Genomic DNA, 26,623 nt, shown 5'->3' on the forward strand with positions numbered 1-26,623 from the left:
GGTCATGCCGGTTACCGTCGCCTGGTGAAGCCGACGCGTGGTGTCGCCCGGGCGCTGCCGGCCGCGGTGCCCGCCGCGCTGCTGGCCGTGATGCTGCTGGCGGCGCCGGCCGCCTCCCCGGTCCAGGCCCGGGCCCGGGCCGTCGCGGGCGAGGTCCCCGTGCGCGTGGTCTCGTACAACATCCACGCGGGCACCGGCTCCGACGGCGTCTTCGACCTGGACCGGCAGGCGGCGGTCCTGCGCGCCCTGCGCGCCGACGTGATCGGGCTGCAGGAGGTGGACGTCCGCTGGGGCGACCGCAGTCGCTGGCTCGACACGGCGCAGGAGCTGGGCGGGCGCCTGGGGATGCGCGTGTCGTTCGCGCCGATCTACCGCGTCGGCGGGCGCGAGTTCGGTGTGGCCGTCCTGTCCGGGCACCCCGTCCTGGCCGCGGAGAACCACCGGATCACCCGGCTCTCGACCCAGACCACGGACCCCGCTCCGGCTCCGGCTCCGGCTCCCGGATTCGGTGAGGTCGCGCTGTGGGTGCGGGGCGCGCCGCTGCGCGTGTACGTGACCCACCTCGACCACCGAGCCGACTCCTCGGTGCGGGCGACGCAGGTCGCCGAGATGCGGCAGATCATGGGACGGGGCTCCGGTCCGAAGGTCCTCCTCGGCGACTTCAACGCGCCGCCCTCGGCGCCCGAACTCGCTCCGCTGTGGCGCGACATGACGGATGCGGATCCCCGCGCATCCACCTATCCCGCCCGGAACCCGGTGAAGCGGATCGACTACATCGCCGTTTCGGCGGGCGTGCGCGTCCGCGGGGCACACGTCAGCGAGACCCTCGCCTCCGACCATCGCCCCGTCGTCGCCGACCTGCGGCTGCGCCGCTGACGCCCGGCGGAAAGGTTACTCGCGAGGAAACACCGCCTTTGGCTATGGTGAGCGCCCTCGGTCGATCCCCCCTTCGGATCTCAAGATCAAAGACGGATCCGATGCGTCGATCGAAGGACACTCCCCCACCCGGGACATGAATACGCAGTGCAGAGCGACGCGGCGTCGGCAACACCGCCCGGCGTCGGCTCGGTACGAGCCGGCCTGCCCTCGTCCTGTCACCCAGGACTGGAGGGCGGCTGTCTTCTCATTCACCTACCTCGCGAAGGCAAGGCAGAGATGGCACGAATGCCCCGTCAGTCCCCCCGTCGACCGCACGCGCACACGCAGACACATGCGCACCCCGTCGACGAGCCGCTCCCGATCCCCCGGCTCGCCCTGTACGGCTTCCAGCACGTCCTCGCGTTCTACGCGGCGGCGGTCATCGTCCCGGTCCTGCTCGGGAACGCGCTGGGCCTCTCCCGCCAGGAGCTCGTCCACCTCATCAACGCGGACCTGCTGACCTGCGGCGTGGCCTCGATCATCCAGGCGCTCGGTGTCTGGAAGGTCGGCGCCCGGCTGCCCCTGGTCCAAGGCGTCACCTTCACCGCGGTCTCGCCCATGATCGCCATAGGCACGGGCGCCGGCGGCGGTACCGCCGGCCTCCTCGTCGTCTACGGGGCGGTGATCACTGCGGGCATGGCGACCTTCCTCTTCGCACCGCTCTTCAGCAAGCTCGTGAAGTACTTCCCGCCGGTCGTCATCGGCACGATCCTCACCATCATCGGCATCACGTTGATCCCGGTGGCGCTGCAGGACGCCGCCGGCGGTGCGCACCTCATCGGCACCCCCGCGTACGGGGATCCGAAGAACCTCGCCTACGCGCTGGGCACCCTGCTGTTCATCCTGGCCGTGGTCCGGATCGGCAAGCCGTTCCTGAGCAGCCTGGCGGTCCTGCTCGGGCTCGTCGTCGGCACGGCGGTCGCCTGGCTCTTCGGCGACGCCGATTTCGCGGCGGTGCGGGAGACCGACTGGTTCGGGGTCACCACGCCCTTCCACTACGGCATGCCGCGGTTCGAGCTGCTCCCGATCATCGCCATGCTCGTCGTCGCCCTGATCACCATGGTGGAGACCACCGGGGACGTCTACGCGATCGGCGAGATCACCCGCAAGAAGGTCGATGCCGACACGGTGGCCCGGGCGCTGCGCGCCGACGGCGCGGCGACGGTCCTCGGCGGCGTCCTCAACTCGTTCCCGTACGTGGCGTTCGCCGAGAACATCGGGCTGGTGCGCATGTCCAAGGTGATGAGCCGGTACGTGGTCGTCGCGGCCGGTGTGTTCATGGTCGTGCTGGGGCTGCTGCCGAAGGCGGGCAGCCTCGTCGCCTCGGTCCCGCACCCGGTGCTGGGCGGGGCGGCGGTCTCCATGTTCGGCATCGTGGCCGCGGTCGGCGTGCAGATCCTGGGGAAGGCCGATCTGCGCGAGGAGCGCAACACCCTGATCCTGGCGGTCAGTCTCGGCGCCGCCCTGCTGCCGACCACGGTCGCGCCGTTCTTCGACCGGATGCCGGACGACCTCCGGGCGGTCCTCGACAGCGGGATCACGCTGGGTGCCCTCACCGCCATCACGCTGAACCTGCTCTTCAACGTCTTCACGCGCCGCACCACCAGGGAGATCGACTGGGACGGCATGGGGGAAGACGAGGCGCCGGAAGCGGAGTTCGGGGCGCACCCCGCCCGCTGAAGCGGGCCAGCGCCCCGGGGGCACGGCGGGGCCGGGAGGGGCGAGGCGTCCTTCCCGGTCCGCTCCGTCCTGCCAACGGCCGGTTGCCGGTGGCCCGTCAGCCGGTGGCCCGTCAGCGCCCGCCCAGCGGGAACGGCGAGGCCTCGCCCTCCTCGCCGATCAACTCCCAGAAGTGGTCGACGAGTCGGCGCAGGTAGGCGGCGCGCTCCGCCGCGATCTCCTTCAGCCGGGCGTCGTCGTTGCGTGCGACGAGGTGTCCCATGTACCGCTCCGAGAACCGGGAGAACTCCCCGTGCATCGTGCGCAGCGCGTCCCCGACGCTGGTCGCGTCCACCACGACGATCTCCGCCACCGGGTCCACGTACGTCTTCCACCGCCCGGCGACGGCCGATCTCAGGTGCTCCGTCAGCTCGTCCACCCGGCCCATGATCCCGATGAGCTTGCGCAAGGACAGGCCGAGGGCCTCCACGAGCGCCCTGGTCTGCCAGGCGTCGCCGTGCCAGTGCTGCGCCTCTTCGGCCGCACGGTACTCGGTCGGGTCCATGCCTATCCGGTACGCCAGCCGCTCCACGGTGAGCCGGCGGGCCAGCCGGTGCTCGGCGAGGGTGCGCGGCTCGATGCCCATCAGCGCCGTCGCTTCGCACCACAAGACGTCGGCCAGGGCGAAGAGTTGGCGGTCGGTGGGGATCTCGGAGCCCTGCTCCCAGGCCAGGACCAGCTGCGGGTGGACGGGGGCGCCGCAGGTGGCCATGAAGTGGGCCACCTGGGTCGGGGACAGGCCCATGCGGGCTCGTGCAGACCTGGCCTCGGTGGGGGAGAACGGAGTGCTGTGCACGGACGCGACACCTCGCAGCATCCTCGGACGCGAGGCGTGCGAGGGGAGGACGGATCGATGGATGAACACCAAGCGCGGGCACAGTAACAGATGTTCAGCTGATGTTCAGCGGGGTGTAACCGTCCATCTCCCTGTGATTCAAAGGCTAGCCAGCACCTCCGGGTTCGAAGTTCGCGAGCATCTGTTCCAGCGCGGTTTGGTCCGGCCCCGTGAAGGCATCGATTCCGGGCAGCGCCGCGAGCGTGTCGATGAACTGCGTGGTCTGTCCCACCGCCGGCGGCAGGTGCGTGCACAGGATGGTCTGCGGATCCATGGCCCGCAGCGGCTCCACGGTGGCGAGGAACCGGTCCGGATCCACCACTTGGACCCAAGGGCTGTCCACGCTCGCCCAGAGCCGCTGGGACGCCCGCAGGTCCTCGGCCGGCACCGCCCCGACGTCGGTGCTCAACGCGACCTCCGCGGACGGCATCGGACCGCCGAAGCAGTCGGAACTGAAGCAGGTCCGCGAACGGTCGTCGTAGAAGCCGACGGTGGCCGGGTTGTCGAAGAGCGGCGGCCGGAACGCGTGCAGGTTCCGGTCGCCCACGTCCAGGGTCTGGCCCGGATTGAGGAAGTACAGCCGGTCCAGGGGCAGCGGCCGCTCGGTGGACATGATCCCGGTGGCCAGGAACGTGGTGACCACCCGCGCCCGGGGAGCGGCTTCGAGCAGTGCGAAGAGGCCGCCCGTGTGGTCGCGGTCGGGATGGGTCAGCCAGATCCACCGCACGTCGGCGGGGTCGAGCACCGAGCCGAGGGTGTCGACGAAGTGCCGGTCGGGCAGTCCGAGGCCGGTGTCGACGACCACCGGCTGCTCGGAGTGCAGGACGAAGGCGTTGACGGGGAGGAAGCCGATGCCCGGAACCTCCAGGCAATCCGCGAGAACGGTGATGTCGGGTCCCAGCTTGTGCGTGCTCATGACGGTCTCCACCCCCCTGCGCGGTTCGGACTCTCCCTCCATCTTGGCGCCGTCGGCTTGCGACCGCGCGCGGGAGGCGGTGACCGCACCGGGGCGCCGTCCTCAGTTCGCGCAGTCCGTGTCCCGGGCCGGACGCCTGCCGGTGGTCAGGAACTCCGTCACGGCACGGTTGCCGCACGCGTTGCCGTTGCCGAGGTACAGCCCGTGTCCGCCCTGTTCGACGGTCACCAGGCGGGCCCGGTCCCCCAGGGCCTCGCGCATCCTGAGGCCTCCGAAGAGCGGGGTCGCCGGATCGCGGCGGCTCTGGAGCATGAGGATGTTGGACGGCCCGTCGTCGGTGATCCGCGTCGGCTTCTGTGCCGGGGCGTCCTTCCAGAAGGAGCAGGGCAGCACGTTCACCGGCATGCCGGCCGTCAGCGGGTGGCGGGCGCGGTCCGCGTCGACCGCGCGCTGGTACGAGGCCGTGGACGCGTCCGGCCACGCCACGTCGTTGCAGATGACGGCGACCATGAGCGCGGCGTCCGGGTCCGGGATGGGCTGGGCGAGCTCGCGCGGGAGGACGGGCTTCTGCGCCGGGTCCCCGGCCTCCTTGACGAGCCGGGCGACGGGGGCGAAGGCGGAGTCGCTGTACAGGGCGTTCTGCAGGGCCTGGCGCAGACCGTTACCGGTCAGGGGTGCGCCCGGGGTCGTCGATTCCTTCGGCGCCCGGTCCAGCGCGGCCGCGAGGGAGACGACGAGCGGCTCGACCTCCTCCGGCCGTCCGGCCAGTCGCAGGCCGTCCCGGTCCCGGTCGGGGTGGGCCGCCCAGGCCGCGAAGTCGGGGAAGCGGTCCTCGGCGCCCTGCGACATGTTCGCCAGCCAGCCGCGGGCGACCCGCTTCGGGTCGGGGTCGCCGCTGCTGTCGAGGACCCAGCGGTCGGTGCGCCGCGGGTACTTCTGCGCGTACACGGCCCCCACGTAGCTCCCGTACGAGGTGCCCCACGCGGAGAGCCTGCGCTCGCCGAGGGCCTCCCGGAAGCGGTCCATGTCGCGGACCTGGTTGGCGGTGGTGAAGCTGCGCAGCTCGGTGCCGCCGGTGCGGGCGCAGGCCTCGGCGATGCGCCGGGAGCGGGCGACGTTCTCGGTGATCTCGCCGTTCGGACCCGGCCAGGACCGCAGGCTGGTGAGGTACCGGTCCTCGGGGGCGAGGCCGCAGGACGCGGTGGTGCTGGCGCCCACACCGCGCGGATCGAAGGCGACGAGGTCGTAGGCGCCGCCGAGCTCCCGGCGCAGCGCGTCGCCCTTCTGCTTCAGGCGCTGCACGCCGGATCCGCCCGGTCCGCCCGGGAGCACGACGAGCGTGCCGCGCCGGGCCTCGGGGCGGTCGCTGCGGATGCGGGAGACGGCGACGGTGAGCTGCCGGCCGTCGGGGTCCTCGTAGTCGAGCGGGACGGGCAGCTCGGCGCACTCCTGGCCGGCGGGCACCTCCGGATCGGCGCAGGCGTGCCAACGCAGCTGCGGGGCGGCCGGCGTGGGCCGCGCGGCCGCCGGTGCGGCGCTCGCGGCGCCCGTGGTGGTCAGGCCGGCGGCCACGGAGGCCGCGGCGAGGGTGAGGAGCAGGGCCTTCTTCGGGTAAGTCGTCATGGCGCAAGCCTTGTTGATCTCGCGTCGGGTTCCCATCCCGCAGGCATGTCGGCCCCCGGTGGGGATAACCCCCGCGCCGGCGTACGGAGATCAGGGCAGCGGGACCCCGCGGGCCGCGATCCAGAGCTCGTACCACTCCTCGTGCGTGAGGTCGGGCTCCCGTACGGCCGCGTCGCGGCAGGCGCGGATCCGGTCGGGGCGGGCGGTGCCGATGACGGGCGCGATCCTGGCGGGGTGCCGGATCAGCCACCACAGCAGCACCGTCTCGGGCGTCGTGCCCTTGCGCCGGGCCAGCTCGGCCAGCAGCTCCGCCGTGGCCCGCTCGGCCGGCGTCTGCTCGCGGCCGGTGAACCGGCCCTGCGCCAGCGCGCCCCAGGCCTGGAGGCGGATGCCGTGGTCGCGGCAGTGCTCCAGCGTGCCGAACGGGAAGCCGTTGGCCGCGGACCCGGCCGTGTTGAGCAGCACCCCGGCCTCGACCCAGTCGCGGCTGTGCAGGCTCATCTCCAGCTGGTTGGCCACCAGCGGGACGTCGAGACGCGCCTGGAGGTGGGCGATCTGCGCGGCGCCCATGTTGGAGACGCCGAAGCGCCGTACGAGACCCTGCCGGTGCAGGGACGTCAGCGCCGACGCGATCGAGTCCACGTCCGCCAGCGGATCGGGGCGGTGCAGCAGCAGGACGTCGATCACGTCGGTGCGCAGCCGGGTCAGGCTCTCCTCCACCCGTCGCGCGATGCTCTCCCCGCGGAGGTCGTAGATCCCCGGGCGGTCCGCGTCGCCGAGCCGGATCCCGCACTTGGTCTGGAGCGTGATGCGTTCGCGCAGCCCCGGCGTGCGGGCGAGCACCTCGCCGAAGACGGCCTCGGCCTTCCCGTGCCGGTAGATGTCGGCGTGGTCGAAGGCGGTGATCCCGCTGTCGAGTGCGGCGGAGATCGCCGCCTCGGCGGCATCGATGTCGCCGGGCCCGTACGCACCGGGCTCCCAGCTCCCGCCGAGGCCCATGCACCCGTACAGCACCCGGTCACCACTCACGCCCGCACTCCCGTCCGTCACCACGCCCCCACCCTAGGCCCTGTCCGGCCCCTGTCCGACGTGGGCTTCACGTCGTCCGATCGGCCGTACACTCGGGCCATGAGTCGCATGGGTTCGACGAGGCGGTGCGCACGGCAGGCCGCCTCCGGGCCGCGCCCGGCCGTCGTCGACCCCGCCTCCGCGGCCGGCATCGGGGCGCCCGAGGCCCGTCGGGTCGCCCTGCACGGCCACGGCTAGCGCTCTCCTCCCTCCCCCTTCTTCCTCCGTCCGGCGCGCCGCTGCTCCACGCAGTGGTCGGGGCTCTCCTCGCCGGGCCGAGCCACCTCGTCGTCCTGTTCTCGTCGGACGACCGCCCGCCCCGCTCCACGTCACCACCGCAGCTTCCCGGCATCCCGCCGGCGCTGCCGCCTGGCTACGGCCGCACGCCCGGGCCGAGCCCCCTCGAAGGGATCATTGTGAAGCTGAGCGAGTTGCTGGCCGGGCAGGAGCACCACGTACTCCGGGGTGACCCGGAGACGACGTCGATCACCGCCGGAACCACGTTCGACGCGGATCGGGTGATGCCGGGCTCGCTGTTCATCGCCGTGCCCGGGCACCGGGAGGGCGGACCGGACTCCGTGTCGCCCGCACTCGCCCGCGGAGCGGCCGCGGTACTCGTCGACGGCCGGGAGCCGGCTCTCGCGGCGTCGGTGTGGCCCCCGGGTGCCTGCGCGGTGCGGGTGCCCGACACCCGCACGGCGGCCGCTGTCGTGACCTCGCGGTACTTCGGCGAGCCCGGGCGGCAGATGGACATGGTGGCGATCACCGGTACCAACGGCAAGACGTCCGTGTCGTACATGGTCGAGTCCGCCCTGCGGCTCTCCGAGGGCGCGAAGGTGGGGGTCATCGGGACCGCCGGCAGCCGCATCGGCGACGAGCCGATCCCGATGCCGCGTTCGGTGCTGACCACTCCGGAATCGCCGGACCTGCAGTACCTGCTGGGGTGCATGCGCGACCGCGGCGCCGGCAGCGTGGTGCTGGAGGCCACCTCCATGGCCCTGCTGACGCACCGGGTCGACCGCACCTTCATCGACGTCGGCGTCTTCACCAATCTGACGCAGGACCATCTGGACGACCACGGCACGATGGAGAACTACCGGGACGCCAAACTCCGGCTGTTCCAGGGACTGTGCCGGCACGCCGTGGTCAATGCCGACGATCCCGTGGGCGCCGGGATCCGGTCGATGATGCCCGGGGCGGTGACCACGTACGCGATCGACGCCCCGGCGGACTACCGGGCCACCGGGCTCGACGTGAGTGCCTCCGGCACGCGGTTCACCCTCCACCACGGCGGGCGCGCGTATCCGGCGTCGATCCCCGTTCCGGGGAAGTTCTCGGTGTCCAACGCGCTGGCCACCGTGGCCGCCTGTCACGTCCTGGGCCACGACCTGGGGGCCCTGGTCGACGCACTCGACCGGATGCCTCCCGTACCGGGCCGGTTCGAACGCTTCCGGACCCCCCTCGGCACCTCCGTGATCGTGGACTACGCCCACTCGCCGGACTCCCTCGACAAGGTCCTGACCACCATCCGCGGCTTCGCACGCGGCCGGGTCGTCACCGTCTTCGGCTGCGGCGGGGACCGCGACACCACCAAGCGGGCCGACATGGGGAGGATCGCCGGAACCCACTCCGACCTCTGTGTCCTCACCTCGGACAACCCCCGCAACGAAGACCCCGAGGCCATCCTGGACCAGGTCGCCCCCGGCCTCGTGGCGACCGGCACCCCCTTCGAGCGCTTCGCCGACCGCCGGCGGGCGATCGAATTCGCCCTGTCGGCCGCGGGTCCCGAGGACGTGGTCCTGATCGCAGGCAAGGGCAGCGAGCCCTACCAGATCGTGGGCGAGGCGCTCCTGCCCTTCAGCGACATGTCCACGGTGCGCGAGCTCTCCGCGTCCCGCAGCCCTTCAGACCCGGGCCGATGCACGCTCTGACCGGCGGATACCCAATGATGTCCGCATGGAAAGACATATGGAGACCGGGCGGGGGCCGTCCGGCCGCCGGTTCGGCCGCGCGGTGGCGACCCTGAGCCTGCTGACCTCGGTGGTGGCGTGTACGTCCGCGCAGGCTCCGGCTCCGCTCTCGGGCGCCGGGAGCGGGGACGAGGTCTCCGTCGCGACCTGGAACATGTGCGGGGTGCGGCAGTGGAGCTGTGAGGAGACCGGCAGCCCGAAGGACAAGTTCCAGCAGCTGCGCGACCTGGTCGGCGATTCCGGCGTACGCGTCCTGCTCCTGCAGGAGGTGTGCTCGGAGGACCTGCTGTCCTCGGCCGTGCGCCTGGGTCCGGAGTGGCACTCCGTCTTCGAGCCGTACGCCGAGGTGGACGCGGCGGGCCGGCGCAACTCCGTCGAGTGCACAGGGCAGGGGCGCGGCCAGGCCGGCTACGGGCTGCTGGCCGCCTCCCGGCTCACCGACGTGGAGCTGGTCCCGACCGAGCAGCCGACGGTGGGCCTGCACCGCGGGATCCTGTGCGCGCGGGTCCCGGCCCAGGGGCTGCGGGTGTGCAACGCCCACCTGTCGCTGCGGGAGAGCGACGGCGAGCACCCCGACTGGGACTTCCGCGACGACCAGCTGAGCTCGCTCGTCGCCACCGCGGCGACCGACGCCCGTACGGTCTTCGGCGGGGACTTCAACGCTCCGCCGCCGGTGGGCAGCCGCAACACCTCCGCCTGGATCTGGCCGTCGGAGGCCTACGACACGTACCGCGAGTGCGATCAGAAGGGCGACTCCCGCAAGGGGCGCGCCACGCACAAGGACGGCACGAAGATCGACTACCTCTTCACGCAGCTGCCCCGCACCGGCTGCGAGGTGGTGGACACCAAGGCCTCCGACCACCGGCCCCTGGTGATGCGGGTGAGCCGCCCCGCCGCCGATCCGTCGTCGACTCCTTCCGGCCCCTCCGCTCCCTCCGCCGATCCCGGCGTCAGTAGCGCGAGTTGAAGTAGTTGCCCTGCTGGGCGGGCACGGTGTAGCCGTTCACCGAGGTGAAGGGGACGGCCGTCCACGGGGAGGCGTTGCCGACCGCGTCCACGGCGATGGCCTCGACGAAGTGGTCGCCCTCGTTCCAGGCCCAGCCCGACTCCCAGACCCAGCTGCCGTCGGCCCTCACCTCGCAGGTGCCCAGGGTCACGCCGCCCTCCTGGAAGTCCACGCGCACGGCGCCGGGGGCGTAGCCGGCGAAGCCGACGGCGGGGCCCTGCACCTGCTGGTGGGCGGCCGGGGCCGTCACCGTGAGCGCGAGGGGCTGGGCCGGCCTCGGCGGCGGCGCAGGCGCCGGTACGTACTCGGGCAGGGGCTCGGAAGCGTGCTCGACGGCGGTGAAGACCACTTCGGTGCGCTCGGTCTGGTAGTTGTTGGCGTCCGCGCCGAAGAGCCTGACGACGTGTCGTCCCTTGGGCCAGGGGCTGGTGCGCTCCCATATCCAGGTGCCGTCGGCGGCGACGGGCGAGGCGCCCTGGTACTTGCCGTCCTGCCAGAAGCTGACCCGTACGGCTCCCTGGGCGGTCCCCGTGAAGCGGACGGTGTTGGCGGGCACCCGCTCCTCCGGCGCCGGCGACAGCACCACGGGCTTGGGGAAGGAGTCGCCCTTCACCTGCGAGGTCTGCGTCAGGTACGCGTCGATGGCCGAGGTGTCGCGCTCCGGCTGTTCGAAGCCGTTGCGGATCATGCCGAACCGTGGGGTGATTCCGTCGACGAGGAGGTTCAGCAGCCCCATGATGGTCGGGAGGTTGCGCAGCGTGACCTTCCCGTGGTCGGTGATGAGGGAAGAGTCGTTGTAGACGAAGTTGAAGTTCTCCCGCCCCTGGAACAGCCCGAGGAACGGTTCCACCTGCCGCTGGTACTGCTCGTCCTGCGGCGACGTGATCATGTAGATGTTGGCCGCGGGGTTGGCGCCGCTGCGCACAAGGTCCGGGAGGACCGAGTCGAGGACGCGGATGTTCTGCTCGGTCACCTCGCCCATCATCACCTTGGCCGCGCCGGGGATGCCCTCCTTGACGTACGTCCCGATCAGGAACTGGGGCACGCTGGCCACGATGTTCCTGAAGCCGTACTTCAATCCGAAGAAGAGGGCCGCGCTGCCGCCCTTGGAGCTGCCGAACATGGTCACTTCGTCCGGCGAGAGGGACAGCGCGTTCATGACGCGCGAGATCAGCCCGGCGACGGACTGCTCCAGGGAGAAGTCCATCCCCTTGCACAGGTAGTAGGTGTTCGCGCCGTCGAAGAGGTCGCGGACCCAGAGGATGTTCGACCGGACCTTGTCGAGCACTCCGTTGGACCAGCCGTACTCACCGGGCGCGGTGAAGTTCGCGAAGACCACGACCAGGTGGCGGTTGCCGTTCCTCGCGTGCGAGAACCGGTACTCGATGGGCACCGCCCCGGCGGTGTCCACGCCGGTGAAGACGCGGCGCGCGTTCTGGGCTGCCTTAGACATGCTCGGAATCCATTCTTCTCACCGGCTGGCGCGGCACCTGACCGAGGGTGCCTCCGTTCCAGGGACCTGGCTGACCCGGCCGGCCGGCCGGGCCCGCCTGGCCCGCCTGGCCCGCCTGGCCCGCCTGGCCCGCGGCGCGGCCGCCCGCCGCGCCGACGGCCGGCGCCTGGGCCCGCGCGGGGTCGAGGTCCCCTCCGGCGATCAGGATGCGGTCGGTCAGCCTGGCCGAGGCGTAGCCGTCGTCCAGATCGCAGAACTCCTGCTGGAACCAGCGGTAGCGGGCGGCGTAGCCGTGCTGGATGCGGTCGATGTTGCGGATCGCCCCGATCAGCTCGGGGGAGGTGTACACGAGCGGGCCGGGGGCGGACTGCTCGAAGTCGAAGTAGAAGCCGCGCAGGGTGTCCCGGTAGTGGTCCAGGTCGTACGTGAAGAAGAGGATCGGCCTCCCCGTGTTGACGAAGTCGAACATCAGGGAGGAGTAGTCCGTGATCATCACGTCGGTGATGAGCGAGAGGTCCGCCATGTCCGGGTAGTCGGACACGTCGTGGACGAAGCCGTCGCCGGCGCCGGGCACCGGGTCCACCACGTTGGGGTGGCGCCGCACGAGCAGGACGTGGTCGTGGCTCAGCTGCGCCTTGGCCTCGTCGAGGTCGATGCGGAAGTCGAGCTTGTACTTTCCGGGTGCGTAGAACTGGTCGTCGCGCCAGGTCGGCGCGTACATGATGACCTTCTTGCCCGGCGGGAGCCCGATGCGGCGGCGCACTTCCGCCGCCCGCCGGCCGGAGTCCGCCCGGCGCAGGACGTCGTTGCGCGGATAGCCGCTCTCGACCATCTCGCCCGGGAACTGGAAGGCCCGCTTGAGGATCGGGGTGCTGAAACTGTTCGGGGACACCAGCATGTCCCAGTTCCGCACCTCCTTCTCCACGCGTTCCAGGTACCGCTTGTCCGCGAAGTGCACGGCCTCGATGTCGTGCCCGATGCGCTTGAGCGGGGTGCCGTGCCAGGTCTGGACGACGGTCTGGCCGTCCCGCTTCTCGAACCAGTCGGGCAGGTGGTTGTTGGCGACGACGTACTTCGCCCGGCCCATGGCCTCGTACCAGTCGGGCGACCACATGCGGACGGGGCGTGCGGTGGGCGGTACGGCGACCTGGTCGTCGCGGACCACCCACAGGTGCTCGAGGTCCACGCCGCGGCGGACCATCTCCTCGTGGAGGGCGCGGGGGCTGTCGGAGTACTGGGTGCCCTTGAAGGCATCGAAGAGCACTGCCTGCGTCAGCGGCTTGCGGCGGGCCTCGGGGTACGTCTTGGTGCGCATCAGCTTCTGCCGGTAGGGGCCGCGGGCCTCGTCCGGCATGGCCGAGTGGACCAGGAGCGAGAGCCTGTCGTAGGCCTCGGCCTGGAGCTCGTAGCGCCGCTCGTTGCTGGTCATCTCGCTGGGGAAGGCGGGGATCAGCTCCTGCGTCATCTTGACCATGAGGTCGTTGGAGCGGTTCTCCGCGGTGACGGCGGACGGGTCCTGGCGGCGCAGGAAGAAGTCCCAGCGGCCGGAGGCCAGCGGCACCTCTCCGGCCAGGTTGCGCATCGCCGCGGGAGTGACGACGAAGCGGAACTCCTCGCCGTACCAGGTGATGGGGACCACTCGCTCCGCGCCGTGGGCCCGGGAGCGTACGACGATGTGCGCCGCGGCGAACTCGGACGCGTCGAGCTTGTCCTGCGCGGCGTAGCCGACGGTGACCTCCAGGGAGCCGTCGGGGCGCCAGGTCGCGGACTTGGCCAGCGGCAGGGTGTCGCGCTCGAACAGCACCACGTAGCCGGAGCCGTTGCGGTGCACGAAGACCTCGCGGTCCCCGCGCTCGGTCTGCAGTCCGGCCGGCATCCGGTAGTGGCCGTCGGTGGCGTCCTCCGCCATGACGGGGTAGATGGCCGCCTTGCGTCCCTCGACGTGCAGGGTGGTCTTCCAGCCGTTGGCGCCGGTGTTCCAGGACTCCGGGACCCCGTCGGAGAAGTTGGTGCGGTGACCGGGGACGAGGGCCTTGGTCGGGATGCGGGTCACGAAGGTGAACCACCCCTCGCCGCCCGGCTGGAAGTGGACCCACGCGTCGTGCCGGCCGGCGCCGCCCATGCTGGTGACCCGGAACTTGCCCCACTCGGGCAGCTTGGGGCCGAGGTAGACGCCCCGGAGTTCGAGGTGGTCGCCGACGACCCGGTGTCGCGTGATGCGGCAACGCACCCGCTCCACGCGGAGTTTGAGCTTGCCCTGCAGGAAGAGCGGCACCACGCGGGTGTTCTTCTCCACGTACTGGTAGGGCGGATTGGCCGCACTGCCCGCGCCGCCCCGGGCTATGCCCTTGTAGCGGAAGAGCCCGCGGCTGAGGACGCCGGCCGCCACGTCCCACGTCCCCTCCACCCACTCGCCCTTGCGCTTGAGGCGGGAGACGTCGAAGCGGACCTGGAATCCGGACCAGTCGTAGCAGTAGCGGCTCTGCTGGGAGTACTCGGTGGCCTGCGGGTAGTACGTGGTCTTCGCCTTGGCGACGACCACCCGGCCCTGCTTCTTGTTCCGCAGGGCGATCGCCTTCATCGACATGTGCCGCTTGTGCACGTTGATGAAGCGGACGTATGCGGACCCCTCGAGGGTCAGGTGCTCGGAGTCGTCCCAGCGTGCGCCGGCCAGCGAGCCGTGCAGCGAGAGTTCCTTGTCGAGCCGGTAGGCGCTCTTGTCTATCCCGATCGAACGGTCGCCGAGGTAGGGGTAGTTGAGGTAGCGGTGGAAGCGCCGCTGCACGGGCAGGGGGCCGCCCTTGCGCTCGAACTCGACGACGTCGAGCAGCTCTTTGAGCCGCCCCTCGCGGACCAGGAGCCACTTGACCCGGGCGTCGGCGGGCAGTTCGTGGATGATGTCCGCGTCGGCCTCGTCCAGGAACTCGTTGCCCCACCGCATGAAGGCGTTCCGGTACTCCTCGTCGGCGTCGGGCAGCACCTTCAGGTGCAGCATCAAGTCCGACTTGAGGCAGGCGAGATCGTACTTGCGCTTGTGGTTGGAGTAGGAGCGCGCACGGTGTCCGGCGAGGAAGCGGCTGACCGACTGCACCGCGGCGACGCGGTCCCGGAGGTTGCTGAACTCGGTGTGCCGCTGGGTGATGGAGGGGGCGGCGCCGCCCTCGCGCCGACGCCAGAAGTAGACGATGTCCGTGAGGATGTCGACCTTGGCGGCCCGGAAGTGGGCGAACATGTTGACCCAGGAGTCCTCGTACATGACGCCCTCGGGGAACGCGATGTAGTGGTAGTCCCAGAAGGACCGCCGGAACACCTTGTTCCACACCGTGCGGTCGTAGATGAGGTCCGGCAGCTTGGTGATGTGCGTACCGCGCTTGCTGCTCCGCATGGGCGCCTTGTGCAGCGGGGACTGCCACCTCTTGGTGGAGTTCATCATCTGCACGTTGCCGGAGACGAAGTCGGAGCCGGAGGCTTCGAGGGTCCGCACGAGCAACTCGTAGGCGTACTCGGGTATCACGTCGTCGCCGTCGACGAACGCGAGGAACTCCGCCTGGGGGTGGGCGGCGCGGATGCCGACGTTCCTGGCGTGGCCCGGTCCCATCGAGTCCTGGCGCAGCAGCCGGAACCGCGGGTCCCGGCGGGCGAAGTCCGCGGCGATCGCGGTCGAGGAGTCGGTCGAGCCGTCGTCGACCATGATCACTTCAAGGTCGCGGAACGTCTGCCTGGCTATCGACTCGAGGCACTCCTCGAGGTAGATCTCGACGTCCTGAAAGGGCACGACGACGCTCAGGCGGGGCATACCTGCCACTCAGAAAACTCCTTGGTAGACACACTTCTCACAGCGCGCCGGGAATCGCCGCGGCGCGCCGCCAGACCCGCCCCTGAATCTGGTCACCCACCGCTCCCCGCGCACTCGACCCTCCCCCACCCTCGACCCGCACACTTATGCGAGCCTCACAGGGTGTGCGCAGCGTAGGGCAACTGCGCAACGGCGAGCAACTATTCACAAGCGCGCAAGGCTTCCGAAGCTTCACGTCTGCGAATGAGCGATATCCGTCACGGCGCCGAGGGCGCACCAACTCCCCTCCGGTTCGGGGTGAGGCGCGAAAGGACGGACCGTCACCCGTCGGAACACCCCTACGCCCGGTGAGGTAGGTCACCCCACGTGACACCAGGGCTCGAAGGCGAGGCCCGCGTCCATGAGGTCCTGACGGGCGATCCGCAGCCCGCCGTTCGTGTCGATCATCGCGATCGTGACCGCACCACGGGCGTCGAGGGCGATGGCCGGAAGTCCGGCGCACCGGTCTCCCACGGGGGCCCACCAAGCGCCGTACTGCTCACCCTCCGTGGGATAGGCGGCGATCTCGGGGCACCCCTCGGCACCCCGCTGCAGCAGCACGGTGCAGTCGTAGCCGTTGATGCGCGTACGGGCGATGCCCACCGGGCCGGCGCCGCCCGCCCCGCCCAGCGGCATGGGCACACGGGGCGCTCCGGCGGGGGCCATCGGGCGGTAGGCGATCACGCCGCCGTCCGCCGGGTGGCGCCAGAAGTAGGTGCCGGTGCCGGGGCCCGTCTCGTAGGCGCTGTACGTCCCCTCGACGGCATCGGCCTCCAGGCGCCCGAGCCACCTGAAGTCGCTGCCGGGGCCGTCCTGGCCCCAGTACGCGGCCCCGCCCCGGAAGGGTGCGAGGAACTCGGCCCGGCCGTGGGCCGTGACCAGGGGGGCGACGGCACCTCGTGCCCATTTGCCCTGATAGTCGGCCCAATTGCCCCATTTGCCGTCGGCGCCCCGCGTTCGGCCGCGTACGCCGACTCCGAACCGGGTGGCGACGACGTGGAGCGATCCGGCGCCGTCGGGCAGCACCATCGGGTCTCCCGGCGGGGCCGGCGGCTCACCCTCCCGTTCGGGCTCCGGGAACGGGTTGCCCAGGGCACGCCAGTCGCTGAGCGGGCGCCCGGTCTGGTACTGGGCGGCGATGACCAGTTCGCGACCACCCGGCGCACCGTCGCGGTAGCGGGTGCCGGCGAACCAGACGAAGCCGCCCGCGTCCTGGGCCAGCGTGAACCGGCCCGCCCATCCCTCAACGGGAAACAGCTCGGGCCCGTGCCAGACGTCCGAGCCGGGGGCCGACTCGGTCCAGCGCACCAGGCCCTCGACGCAGCTCGCGTAGGCGGTCAGCCGGCCGTCCCGGCCCAGGCGGAGCCAACCCCGGGCCGCGAGCCCGCCGTCGGCCGCCTCGGCTATCTCGGAGCCCGGAACCGCGGGCGTGGCGGAGGTGACGCCCCGGCCCGCTTCCGCGCGTTCGCGTCGCGCCATGTCCTGCCCACTCCTGCCCGTTCTCGTCCCATTTGCCCGGCCCGGCCCTGCGACCGTGGGGCATTTACGGCAGGGCGCCGACCTGTCGCCGCCAGTGGCGGACGTCCGGGACGGCTCCCGGCCCGGTGCAATCTAGCCTGTCCGCGCCGTCGACCCCGAGGCGGACCCGTTGATTCCGTAGCCGACCGCTCGACCCGGGCCGGCTCGCCCGCCCCTGCACTGCCCGCAGTCCCGGCCGAGGGGCGTTGTCAGACCCCTGCGAGAGGATCTTTCTCATGACGATCCTTCCCGCCGATGAGGCGTTGTCCAGCGTGCCCGGCATGTCCAGCGTGCCCGCCGTGCCCGCCGTGCCCAGCGTGTCCAGCCATGCCGACTACCGTGCCGCGCTCGGGCAGTTGCGCGAGGCGTCCCACGCCTACTACGGCGGCGAGAACACCTCGCTGGACGACGCCGCTTACGACGGGCTGCGCCTGTCCGTGCTCGCCTGGGAAGCGGAGCACCCGGACGAGGTCGCCCAGGACTCCCCGACCGGCTTGGTCGGTGACGGCGCCGCCCCGGTCGGCGACATAGCGCACACCACCCGACTGCTCAGCCTCGACAACGTCTTCGACCCGGCCGGCCTGGTGACGTGGGAGGCCTCGCTGCAGCGCCGCCTGGGCCACCCGCCCGCCGGCGGGTTCACGGTCGAGCCGAAGATGGACGGAGCGGCCGTCGCCGCCCGCTACCGCGCCGGGCGGCTGGAGCAGATCATCACCCGCGGCAACGGCACGCACGGCGAGGACGTCAGCCACGTCATCGGCACCATCGAGGGCCTGCCCGAGCGGCTGCCCGTGCCGGCCACGTTCGAGGTGCGCGGCGAGGTCCTGTTCACGCAGGCGCAGTTCGAGACCGCGAACGAGATCCGCACCGCACACGGCGCGCAGGTCTTCGCGAACCCGCGCAACGGCACGGCCGGCACACTGCGCGCGAAGGACCGTCCGTACCGGCTCGCGATGACGTTCTGGGCGTACGGGGCGGTCGAGCTCGACGGGGTCGCCTTCGTGCCCTCCGGGGCCACGCACGCAGAGGTCCTGGCCGCCGTCGCCGAGGCCGGAGTCCAGACGACGGCCGGCACACCCGCCGGTCTGCACGTGGTCGCCACCCTCGCCGAGGCGCAGCAGAAGGTGGACGGGATCGCCGCGCTGCGGCCCGCCCTGCCGTTCGGGATCGACGGGGTGGTGATCAAGGCGAACGACGCGGGCGAGCAGGCCGCGGCCGGGTTCGGCAGCAGGTTCCCGTACTGGGCGATCGCCTTCAAGCTCCCGGCGGTCGAGCGGCAGACGGTACTGCGGGAAGTGGTCTGGGACGTGGGCCGGACCGGCGTGCTGGCCCCGACGGCCGTACTCGAACCGGTGGACATCGACGGATCCACGGTCACCCGGGCCACCCTGCACAACCCCGCGGACATCCGCCGCCGTGACCTCCACATCGGCGACACGGTGACGGTCTACAAGGCGGGCGACATCATCCCCCGCGTGCAGGCCGCGGTCATCGGCCGCCGGCCGGCCGGGGCGCAGGAGGTGCCGCTGCCCACGGCGTGTCCGAACTGCGGTGGGGAGATCAACAAGGAGCAGGAGCGGTGGCGCTGTGCGAAGGGCACCGGGTGCGCGCTGCCCGCGCTGATCGAGTACGCCGCCGGCCGCGACATGCTCGACATCGACGGCCTGGGCCGGACGTACGTCAACGCCCTGATCGAGTCCGGTGACGTCACCGACGTCGCCGACCTGTTCGCCCTCACCGAGGAGCAGCTCACCGCCGCCTCCGGCAGTGCCAAGCGGGGAGCGAAGCTGGCCGAGCAGATCGCTGTCGCCAGGACCCGCCCGCTCAGCCGCGTCTTCTGCGCCCTGGGCGTGCTCGGTACCGGGCGCAGCATGTCCCGCCGCATCGCCGCGCACTTCGGCACGATGGACGCCATCCGGCGTGCCGACGCCGCCGAGATGCAGGAGGTCGAGGGCATCGGGCCGGAGAAGGCCCCGGTGGTCGTGGAGCAGGTCGCCTCGCTGGCCCAGGTCATCGACAAACTGGCCGCGGCCGGGGTCAACATGACGGAGCCGCGGCAGCCCCAGGCTGCCGCGGAAGGCCCGCTGGCGGGACGGACCGTCGTCGTCACCGGCAAGATGAGCGGCCCGCTGGAGAACATGGGGCGTTCGGAGATGAACGCGCTGGTCGAGAAGGCCGGTGGCCGGGCGGGCAGCAGCGTGAACTCCAAGACCACCTATCTGGTCTGCGCGCCGTCCGCGAACGGGAAGCCGAGCTCCAAGGCGGTGAAGGCGGCGGAGCTGGGGGTAACGGTCCTCACCCCGGAGGCCTTTGCCGAGCTCGTCTCGGACTGCCTGGGCTGACCGGGGTCAGTACACGAGCTTGTAGCTCACGTCCTTGGGGACCGGGGCGGGGGCGGTGTCCGTGTAGAGGAGCCGGATCGTCGTGAAGCGCTGGACGCCGGGACGGTCCGGCCAGGGCTCCGGGCCGCTCAGGGTCACCGTCACCGGGTAGGACCGGAAACGGCCCGCCGCGCAGTAGGGCTTGCAGTCGTTCACCATGTCGGTGCCCGTGGCCGTCGCGGTCCGCGGGCCCCAGGTGTCCCAGCGGAGCCTTACGAGGCGGTTGTTGCCGTCGCCGCAGGCCAGCAGGTACTCCTCGGGGCGTACCTGGGCCTTCGAGAAGCAGTCGACGACCACGACCGGATCCGGCGCGGGAGCCGGCAGGGCCCGGGGCTGCGCGGAGGCCGGTACGGTGCCCGCCGCGAGCGCCGCGGCCGCACAGAGCAGAGTGGCGGTCCGCATCCTGGCCCAGGGGCCCCGGACGCGCCGGCCGTCTCCTGATGCGTCCACGACGTCCTCCTCGCCCGTCGGTCCCAGCGTCGGCGCTGAGATCATGCCCAGCTTCCCCCATCCGGGCGAGCCTCGCATCCGCAGGACCCGGGAGGCGGAAGGGCGCGAGGTCCTGGTGGGCGTACTACCTGGGGAGTACGCCGGAAACGCTACGCCGGGGTGACGCGGGTGAGAGCGGGCGCGGTCTAGCGTGGCCGTATGGACGAGCTGCGCGAGCGCCCGGGTCCCCCGTGGCGCAGGTGGGTGGAGCGGACCGGGCGGGGCCCGGCCTGGCGCTCCGCGCTGCTCGTCGCCGTTTTCGCACAGGTCGGCGCCGGATGGGCCGCGCACGCGCAGAGCGGGCGGGTGGCCCTCGACGGCTTCGCGCGACTCCTGCTGCTGCTCGGGCCGGCCCTCCTCGTGGCGCGGCACCGCCATCCGGTGGCCGTGGTGTATGCGGTCAGCGCGGTGACCCTGGTCTACATCGGCGCCGGGTACCCCTACGGCCCCGTCTTCCTCAGCCTGGCGGTGGCCTGCTTCGCCGCCGTCGTCGCGGGCCGCCGGCGGGCCGCCTGGGGGGCCGTCGGCCTGCTCTGGGCCGGCCACCTGCTGATCGGTCACTGGCTGTACCGGTGGCTCCCGCCCGCCGGGAACGGGCCGGCGCCGTGGTCGCAGGAAGTGGCCGTCACCGCGTGGGTCCTCGCGATCCTCGCCGTCTCCGAGCTGGTCCGCCTGCGCCGGGAGCAGTGGGCCCGTGAGCGGGCCGAGCGCCGCGCGGCGGAGAGACGCCGGGTGGACGAGGAGCGGCTGAGGATCGCCCGTGAACTGCACGACGTACTCGCCCACAGCATCTCGGTGATCAATGTCCAGGCGGGCGTCGGGCTGGCCCTGCTCGACTCCGATCCCGAGCAGGCCCGTACGGCGCTGACCACCATCAAGGCGGCGAGCAAGGAGGCGCTGGGCGAGGTCCGGCAGGTCCTCGACACCCTGCGCGCCCCGGGCGAGGCACCGCGCACCCCGGCTCCGGGCCTCGACCGGCTCGACGAACTGGTCGAGCAGGCGGCGGCCGCCGGGCTCACCGTGGCGGTCACGGTGGAGGGAGAGGCCCGGGCGCTGGCGCCGGGGGTGGACCTGGCCGCCTTCCGGATCCTGCAGGAGGCGCTGACCAATGTCGTACGGCACTCCGGTGCGCGCGCGGCCCGCATCCGCCTCGCCTGGCTCCCGCGCGCCCTGGAGCTGTGGGTGGACGACGACGGCCCGGCCACGGGCGGCGCCTCGGACGGCAGCGGCAACGGCCTCGTCGGGATGCGTGAGCGGGCCTCGGCCCTGGGCGGCGGCATCGAGGCCGGACCGCGTCCGGACGGCGGTTTCCGGGTGGTCGCGAGGCTCCCGCTGACGGCCGCGACCGCCGAGGGGGATCCGTGATGCGGGTGCTGCTGGCCGACGACCAGCTCCTCGTCCGGGCCGGGTTCCGGGCCCTGCTCGACGCCCAGCCCGACATCGAGGTGGCGGGCGAGGCCGCGAACGGTGAGGAGGCCGTGCGGCTGGTGCGGGAGTTGCGGCCCGACGTCGTGCTCATGGACATCCGGATGCCGGTGCTGGACGGGCTCGGGGCCACCCGAAGGATCACCGAGGACGCGGGGCTGGCCGCCGTGCGGGTGGTCATGCTCACCACCTTCGAGCTCGACGAGTACGTCTTCGAGGCGATCCGGTCCGGTGCCTCCGGCTTCCTGGTGAAGGACACCGAGCCGGAGGAACTGCTGCGCGCGGTGCGGGCGGTGGTCGGGGGCGACGCCCTGCTGTCTCCCGGCGTCACGCGCCGCCTGATCGCGGAGTTCGCGGCGCGTTCGAAACAGCCCGCCGCGGCGGCGGACCTGGGCCGGCTCACCGAGCGGGAGCGGGAGGTGATGGCGCTGGTGGGCATGGGCCTGTCCAATGAGGAGATCGCCCGCCGGCTGGTCGTCAGCCCGCTCACCGCGAAGACCCACGTCAGCCGGACCATGGTCAAGCTCGGCGCCCGGGACCGCGCGCAGCTGGTCGTCCTGGCCTACGAGTCGGGGCTGGTCCGGCCCGGGTGGCTCGGCTGACCCGGGCCGGACCAGCCCGTACTCCCGCAGAAGTACCCACGGTGCAGCCGGCCGTACGACGACCCGGCACCCCTCCCGGAGCCAGTCTCGGAGTGAGACGAAAAGTCCACGATTCCGAGGAGCTGAACCGAGATGAACACCTTCACCACCCTCGCGTACGACGGGCCCGGCCCGTGGGTCCTGTTCTTCCCGCTGGTCTGGGCGGCGGTCGTCATCGGCGTCGTCACCGTCCTGCGCCGCACCGTGTGGCGCGGCCGCCGGGCGCCGTGGCAGAACCGGGCCGCGGCGTACGGCGAGCACTCGCCGATCGCGATCCTGGGGCGGCGGTTCGCCTCGGGCGAGATCGACGAGGACGAGTACTGGCGGCGGCTGTCCGTCCTGGACGAGCAGTTCGGCCGCTCCCTGAAGGACGGCCCCGCCTGAACGCACGAGGCGGGCGGTGGCGGGATCACCTCCCGGTCATCCCGCCACCGCCCGGAAGTGCCCGGCCGGCCCTCGGCCTCAGCGGCTGGTCGCCGGCTCGTCGGCCGCGCGGAAGGGTGCGAAGCCCCGGTTGTCCTTGCAGCCGAGGTTCTCGTAGGTGTTGACCTTGGTCACCGGGTCGGTGCCGACCAGGCGGATCTTGCAGGCCTGCTTGATGAACCGCCCCTCGACCCCGCCGGGGAAGTCGATCTCCTTGTTCCACAGGTAGGGCGACTCGTAGTTGTTGGCCCAGGCGGTGGAGTTCACGTCGATGCCGCCCGGGGCCTCGATCTCGTAGACCCATCCCGTCTTGGCCGTGCCGTAGGTGGCGAACTTCTCGGCCACCCACTTCTCGCAGCTGGTGCTGAGGTGGGCACTGGTCTGGCCGCCGCCCTTGACGATGTACTCGGCCAGCGGGGTCAGTTGGTCGCCGCGCGGGGTGAAGCCCGCCTGGAAGAGCTCCTCGACGTTCTCGCGGGTGTCACCGCGCCACAGGGTGTTGTCGTCGACGCGCCAGTGCCAGTTCTCGGCCTTCGCCGCGGCCTCGACGGCGTAGGCGATGAACGGGTTGGTGGTGGTGCTGAACCAGTCCCACGAGTCGAACTCGGAAACGGGCCCGCAGGGACCGGTGTCCGGGGCCGGCGCCGGGAGGGATCGTACGGGGACGGAAGGTGCGGCGGCGGAAGGTTCGGCGGCGGCCGGGGAGATGGCGGCGGCGGAGGCGAGCGAGGCGGCGGCGAGGACCCGCAGGGCGGCCTTCAGCATGATGAGTGCCCATCAGTTGATCAACATGACGGCCCCTTTATAGCGACATGTCCCCGCACGGATCGAGGGTGGCGAAAGGTGATCACCCGGACGAGTGGGGCGGGTACACCTGCGAAGACCGCGCCTCGGAGGATGCGGCGAGCACGGACTCGGCGACGGCGGTGCGGGCGTACAGCACCGAGCGGCCGGCCCGGTGGGCGCTGACCAGTCCCGCGGCGCGCAGGGCGGTGAGGCTCTGGGACACCCCGGCGGCCGAGAGGCCGGTGCGCCGGGCCAGTTCGGTGGTGGAGGCCGGGGAGTCCAGTTCGGTCAGCAGCAGGGTCCGGGAGCGGCCGAGCACGGCGGCCAGGGCCTCGCTCCGGGGGACGGGCCGGGATTCCCACAGCGCACCCGTGCCGCGCGCCGGATAGGCGAGCTGCGGCGGTTCCGGAGGCGTGACACGGGTGAACGGGACCGGCCCGGTGAAGACCGAGGGGATCAGCAGCAGCCCCGCGCCCGCCGTCCCGCGGGACAGGGGCCGGTGCCGGCGCGCCAGCCGGAGCGCGTTGTCGTCCCAGCTCACCGACGGGTGCAGCTCGTTGAAGAGCCGGCCCGCGCCGTGCTCGGCGACCTGCCGGGCCCGGTGGAACACGTCCGCGTCGAGTACGGCGCGGATCCGCGCCCAGTAGGGCGCCAGTGCCAGCTCCCAGTAGGTCTCGATCTCCTCCACGACCCGCTCCAGACGGGCCTGCGGTTCGGCGTACAGGCTCCGCGTCCGGGGGCCGAGGCCTCCCTGTTCGTGCCGCAGGCGGTCGAGGTCCCGGCGGACCCGGGCGGCGGGAGAGGCCCGGATCCCGGCCAGTTCCTCCGTCAGGGTGGGGGCCGGCCCGCTCGGTGCCGGATTGAGGAAGTCGGGCACGTACCCCGAGGGCGGGATCAGTTCGGCCAGCCAGCCGCGGTCGAGGCCGGCGGCCGCCAGCCGTGGCCTCACCTGCGCGGCCCACGGCCCGTGCACGGGGGACGCGGCGCCGGAGCACAGCAGCCGGAAGCTCGGGCCGACCTCCCACATCGGCGAGACGGCGAACCGCATCTGCGCCAGATCGCTCACCGAGAACGTCAGCTCCGCGCGCACGGCAGGCCTCCCCCAAGGATTCACGCATGCCTTAATCAATGGCCCGGCAGCATACACAGCGGAGAGTATCCGGGGCATGACCTCACAGACGATGAACGCGGCGGCCGCGGGTACCTGGACACTCGGCGACCTGGAGATCAACCGGATCGGTTTCGGCGCGATGCGTCTGACGCAGAACGGCGAGGCCTTCGCGGACGATGCCGTGCCGAGCGACCGGGGCCGGGCGATCGGAGTGCTGCGCCGGGCCGTCGAGCTCGGGGTGAACCACATCGACACCGCCGCGTTCTACTTCTCGCCGCTGCGCTCAGCCAACGAACTGATCAGCCGGGCGCTGGCCCCCTACCCGGAGGACCTCGTCATCACCACCAAGGTCGGGCCCGGCCGGGACCCGTCCGGTGCGTGGATCGCCCATGCCACCGCCCGGGAGCTGCGCGGCCAGGTCGAGGAGAACCTGCGCCAGCTGGGCCGCGACCACCTCGACGTGGTGAACCTGCGCGTCGTCGGGAGCGAATCCATCGCCGAGCGCTTCGGAGCGCTCGCCGAGCTGCGCGAGGCGGGGCTCATCCGCCACCTGGGCATCTCCAACGTCACGCCCGAACACCTCGAAGAGGCGCGGGCCATCGCGCCCGTCGTCTGCGTGCAGAACATGTACGGCATCGGAGTGCGGCCCGAACACGACGCGTTCCTGCGCACCTGCGGCGAACTGGGGGTCGCCTTCGTCCCCTTCTACTCCATCGCGGGCGACAGGCGGCAGGCGGGCGCGAGCGGCGCCGAGGCCGAGGCCGAGGAGGTGCGTGCCGTTGCACGGGCGCACGGCGCGAGCCCGGCGCAGGTGCGGCTGGCGTGGACCCTGCAGCGGGGAGCGCACGTGCTGGCCATTCCGGGCACCGGCGACCCCGATCACCTGGAGGCGAACGTGGCGGCGGGGGCGCTGCGCTTGGCCGCGGCGGACTTGGCCGCGCTGGACGCGGTCCATGGGAGGGGGGCGTGAGCGGGTCGGCTGCGGGTTGGCTGCGGGTTGGCTGCGCCGCTCTGGCGGGGGCGGCGGGGGCCGGTTGTGCCGGTTGGCTGCGCCGCTCGGGCCGTACGCGTGGGGGCCGGTTGTGACGGGGTCGGGCGCGCGCCGGGGTGTCTCCTCGGACGCCGAACGTGTCGGGAGGTCGGAGAGCTCGGCGGCAGTGCGTTCGACGCCCTGCGGGGATCACCCCGACACACACCCGCCCCCGCCCCAACCGGCCCGCTTCGGCCCCGACAAATTCAGCCCCTCCGGCGATTGAGGAGCGGGGTCCGGGGCGGAGCCCCGGTCTTTGAGCCGCACCGTCTCCGGCTCCGCCGCACCACTTTCAGCCTCGCCGGCCTTTGAGGCGCGGGGTGCGAACACCGAGCCTCGGTGTTTGGGCCTCGGCGGCGATTGAGGCGCGGGGGCTGGGGCCGAGCCCCGGCGTTGCGGTGTGGACGCCGTCACCCGGCACGGGGGTGCGGGTGACGGCGGCCACGCGGCCTCACGGGAGGTCATCGGTGGGTGGGTCGGCCTCGTATACATGAGGGGTGTCCGCGGCCCACTCCACCAGCTCGGTGCCGCCGAGGACCACGTCGTCGGGGTCCGGCATGCCGGCCCGCCGGAGGAACTCGATGACGTCCTCGTCGGAGTGGGCCAGACCGAGGGACTGCTCTCCGCTCGCGGTCCGCAGGGTCACCTGCCGGCCCCCCGACGGGAAAATCCGGTGTACGACGACGGGCGCATGACGCATACCCCCAGCCTCGCCCCCGCGACGCGGCCCGGCACCCCGGGGGGTCAGGACGTGCGGCCGACCGGGGCGGCGGCGCCGTCGGCCGCCGGGATGCGGAACATCGAGGGATCGGGGTAGGTGGCCTTTTCGGCCAACAGGACCTCTTCGATCTCGGCCTTGAAGACGGGCTCGAAGAAGTCGACGGACAGCAGCAGCCGCAGCCCCCGCAGGGTCGGGTCGAGCAGCGGGCGGGCCATCCGGGCGCCGCCGCCGGAGATGCCGGAGAAACCGGTCCGGGCCGTCGCCGATCTCCCGCCCACGCGGTCCTCGAAGCCGGCGGTCGCGTAGCCGACGACCAGCGCCAGCTCGGTGAGGAACCTACGGGTCCCGAGGGCCATCTCCTCGGCGCCCTGGAGTGTCTGGACGGAGCCGCCCGCGACCTTGAAGTCGTCGCTGTTGCGCTTGAGGCCGCGCGCCTCGTACACGGCGTGCGCCTCCTCGAAGAGCCGCCCCGCCTCGTCGACCGCCTTCATCGCCGTCACCAGCTGGTCGATGTCGATCTCGCGCTTCACGCTGCCTCCCGATCCGGAACCCATGGTGCACAGACCGTAGGAGGCAAAGCGTCCGCTGCGGAACACCCGTGCGGCGGTCAGATCCGGGAGCCCCCGAGGCCGCTCTGGACCCCTCCCCCGGCCGCGACTCCAACTCGCCATGCCCTCTTGTGACTTGAGGCAAGTCTCTCAACAATGCACATGACAACCGAAGGATCTTCGGTCGCATTGTCATCAGAGGGGAAC

Annotated in this window: 22 protein-coding genes; 10 read left to right on the forward strand and 12 right to left on the reverse strand. The window is 72.0% G+C overall.

What is annotated here, in order from left to right; translation table 11 throughout:
- The first annotated feature begins 90 nt into the window (after nt 1-90).
- Nucleotides 91-876, forward strand: coding sequence for an endonuclease/exonuclease/phosphatase family protein (locus AB0D29_RS27310; RefSeq protein ID WP_362857911.1), 786 nt, complete (start codon nt 91-93; stop codon nt 874-876).
- A gap of 279 nt (nt 877-1,155) precedes the next feature.
- Nucleotides 1,156-2,598, forward strand: coding sequence for a nucleobase:cation symporter-2 family protein (locus tag AB0D29_RS27315; protein ID WP_362857844.1), 1,443 nt, complete (start codon nt 1,156-1,158; stop codon nt 2,596-2,598).
- A gap of 112 nt (nt 2,599-2,710) precedes the next feature.
- Here AB0D29_RS27315 and AB0D29_RS27320 read toward each other — a convergent pair whose 3' ends face one another.
- The 4 genes from AB0D29_RS27320 to AB0D29_RS27335 all read right to left on the reverse strand — a co-directional run bounded on the left by AB0D29_RS27320 (nt 2,711) and on the right by AB0D29_RS27335 (nt 7,040).
- Nucleotides 2,711-3,433, reverse strand: coding sequence for a helix-turn-helix transcriptional regulator (locus tag AB0D29_RS27320; RefSeq protein ID WP_362857846.1), 723 nt, complete (start codon nt 3,431-3,433; stop codon nt 2,711-2,713).
- 145 nt (nt 3,434-3,578) lie between these two features.
- Nucleotides 3,579-4,388 (reverse strand): MBL fold metallo-hydrolase, encoded by an 810-nt coding sequence (locus AB0D29_RS27325; protein ID WP_362857848.1) that lies wholly within the window; start codon nt 4,386-4,388, stop codon nt 3,579-3,581.
- Nucleotides 4,389-4,490: 102 nt separating this feature from the next.
- Nucleotides 4,491-6,011 (reverse strand): alpha/beta hydrolase, encoded by a 1,521-nt coding sequence (locus AB0D29_RS27330; protein WP_362857850.1) that lies wholly within the window; start codon nt 6,009-6,011, stop codon nt 4,491-4,493.
- 90 nt (nt 6,012-6,101) lie between these two features.
- A complete protein-coding gene (locus AB0D29_RS27335; RefSeq protein ID WP_362857852.1) occupies nt 6,102-7,040 on the reverse strand; it encodes an aldo/keto reductase in 939 nt (312 codons plus the stop codon).
- 99 nt (nt 7,041-7,139) lie between these two features.
- On the opposite strand from AB0D29_RS27335, the gene AB0D29_RS27340 reads away from it, so the two are divergent.
- The 3 genes from AB0D29_RS27340 (at nt 7,140) to AB0D29_RS27350 (ending at nt 10,016) form a co-directional block, all read left to right on the forward strand.
- The gene (locus AB0D29_RS27340; RefSeq protein ID WP_362857854.1) at nt 7,140-7,277 is read left to right on the forward strand and encodes a hypothetical protein; all 138 of its coding nucleotides are present in this window, start codon (nt 7,140-7,142) and stop codon (nt 7,275-7,277) included.
- Between the two features lie 218 nt (nt 7,278-7,495).
- On the forward strand, nt 7,496-9,010 hold the full coding sequence (locus tag AB0D29_RS27345; RefSeq protein ID WP_362857855.1) for a UDP-N-acetylmuramoyl-L-alanyl-D-glutamate--2,6-diaminopimelate ligase: 1,515 nt from the start codon (nt 7,496-7,498) through the stop codon (nt 9,008-9,010).
- A gap of 25 nt (nt 9,011-9,035) precedes the next feature.
- Nucleotides 9,036-10,016: an endonuclease/exonuclease/phosphatase family protein gene (locus tag AB0D29_RS27350; RefSeq protein WP_362857857.1), complete on the forward strand. Its 981-nt coding sequence runs from the start codon at nt 9,036-9,038 to the stop codon at nt 10,014-10,016.
- Here the strand turns inward: AB0D29_RS27350 and AB0D29_RS27355 are convergent.
- The 3 genes from AB0D29_RS27355 to AB0D29_RS27365 all read right to left on the reverse strand — a co-directional run bounded on the left by AB0D29_RS27355 (nt 10,000) and on the right by AB0D29_RS27365 (nt 16,822).
- The gene (locus AB0D29_RS27355) at nt 10,000-11,508 is read right to left on the reverse strand and encodes a hypothetical protein (RefSeq protein ID WP_362857859.1); all 1,509 of its coding nucleotides are present in this window, start codon (nt 11,506-11,508) and stop codon (nt 10,000-10,002) included. The genes AB0D29_RS27350 and AB0D29_RS27355 overlap by 17 nt on opposite strands.
- Nucleotides 11,501-15,304 carry a bifunctional glycosyltransferase family 2 protein/CDP-glycerol:glycerophosphate glycerophosphotransferase gene (locus AB0D29_RS27360; RefSeq protein ID WP_362857912.1) on the reverse strand — a complete coding sequence of 1,268 codons (3,804 nt, stop codon included), beginning with the start codon at nt 15,302-15,304 and terminating at the stop codon, nt 11,501-11,503. Before AB0D29_RS27360 ends, AB0D29_RS27355 begins: the two co-directional genes overlap by 8 nt.
- A gap of 357 nt (nt 15,305-15,661) precedes the next feature.
- Entirely contained in the window at nt 15,662-16,822 is a 1,161-nt protein-coding gene (locus tag AB0D29_RS27365; RefSeq protein WP_362857860.1) for a hypothetical protein, read from the reverse strand.
- Between the two features lie 275 nt (nt 16,823-17,097).
- On the opposite strand from AB0D29_RS27365, the gene ligA reads away from it, so the two are divergent.
- Entirely contained in the window at nt 17,098-19,203 is a 2,106-nt protein-coding gene (gene ligA, locus AB0D29_RS27370) for an NAD-dependent DNA ligase LigA (protein ID WP_362857862.1), read from the forward strand.
- Between the two features lie 6 nt (nt 19,204-19,209).
- Here ligA and AB0D29_RS27375 read toward each other — a convergent pair whose 3' ends face one another.
- Complete coding sequence (locus tag AB0D29_RS27375; protein WP_362857864.1) at nt 19,210-19,737, reverse strand: hypothetical protein; 528 nt, start codon at nt 19,735-19,737, stop codon at nt 19,210-19,212.
- Between the two features lie 153 nt (nt 19,738-19,890).
- Between AB0D29_RS27375 and AB0D29_RS27380 the strand changes: the two genes are divergently transcribed.
- The 3 genes from AB0D29_RS27380 to AB0D29_RS27390 all read left to right on the forward strand — a co-directional run bounded on the left by AB0D29_RS27380 (nt 19,891) and on the right by AB0D29_RS27390 (nt 22,181).
- A complete protein-coding gene (locus tag AB0D29_RS27380) occupies nt 19,891-21,096 on the forward strand; it encodes a sensor histidine kinase (protein WP_362857866.1) in 1,206 nt (401 codons plus the stop codon).
- Nucleotides 21,096-21,758 (forward strand): response regulator transcription factor, encoded by a 663-nt coding sequence (locus AB0D29_RS27385; RefSeq protein ID WP_362857868.1) that lies wholly within the window; start codon nt 21,096-21,098, stop codon nt 21,756-21,758. Before AB0D29_RS27380 ends, AB0D29_RS27385 begins: the two co-directional genes overlap by 1 nt.
- Nucleotides 21,759-21,890: 132 nt before the next feature.
- Nucleotides 21,891-22,181: an SHOCT domain-containing protein gene (locus tag AB0D29_RS27390; RefSeq protein ID WP_362857870.1), complete on the forward strand. Its 291-nt coding sequence runs from the start codon at nt 21,891-21,893 to the stop codon at nt 22,179-22,181.
- A gap of 78 nt (nt 22,182-22,259) precedes the next feature.
- On the opposite strand, the gene AB0D29_RS27395 is transcribed toward AB0D29_RS27390, so the two are convergent.
- Both AB0D29_RS27395 and AB0D29_RS27400 read right to left on the reverse strand, forming a co-directional pair.
- A complete protein-coding gene (locus AB0D29_RS27395) occupies nt 22,260-22,985 on the reverse strand; it encodes a hypothetical protein (RefSeq protein ID WP_362857872.1) in 726 nt (241 codons plus the stop codon).
- 82 nt (nt 22,986-23,067) lie between these two features.
- The gene (locus tag AB0D29_RS27400; protein WP_362857874.1) at nt 23,068-24,096 is read right to left on the reverse strand and encodes an ArsR family transcriptional regulator; all 1,029 of its coding nucleotides are present in this window, start codon (nt 24,094-24,096) and stop codon (nt 23,068-23,070) included.
- Between the two features lie 76 nt (nt 24,097-24,172).
- Between AB0D29_RS27400 and AB0D29_RS27405 the strand changes: the two genes are divergently transcribed.
- A complete protein-coding gene (locus tag AB0D29_RS27405; RefSeq protein ID WP_362857875.1) occupies nt 24,173-25,087 on the forward strand; it encodes an aldo/keto reductase in 915 nt (304 codons plus the stop codon).
- 511 nt (nt 25,088-25,598) lie between these two features.
- Here the strand turns inward: AB0D29_RS27405 and AB0D29_RS27410 are convergent.
- Nucleotides 25,599-25,793 carry a hypothetical protein gene (locus AB0D29_RS27410; protein ID WP_362857876.1) on the reverse strand — a complete coding sequence of 65 codons (195 nt, stop codon included), beginning with the start codon at nt 25,791-25,793 and terminating at the stop codon, nt 25,599-25,601.
- A gap of 98 nt (nt 25,794-25,891) precedes the next feature.
- Complete coding sequence (locus AB0D29_RS27415; RefSeq protein ID WP_362857877.1) at nt 25,892-26,398, reverse strand: hypothetical protein; 507 nt, start codon at nt 26,396-26,398, stop codon at nt 25,892-25,894.
- Between the last annotated feature and the right edge of the window lie 225 nt (nt 26,399-26,623).

It is taken from the genome of Streptomyces sp. NPDC048424 (genome assembly GCF_040651555.1).
Lineage (GTDB): Bacteria > Actinomycetota > Actinomycetes > Streptomycetales > Streptomycetaceae > Streptomyces.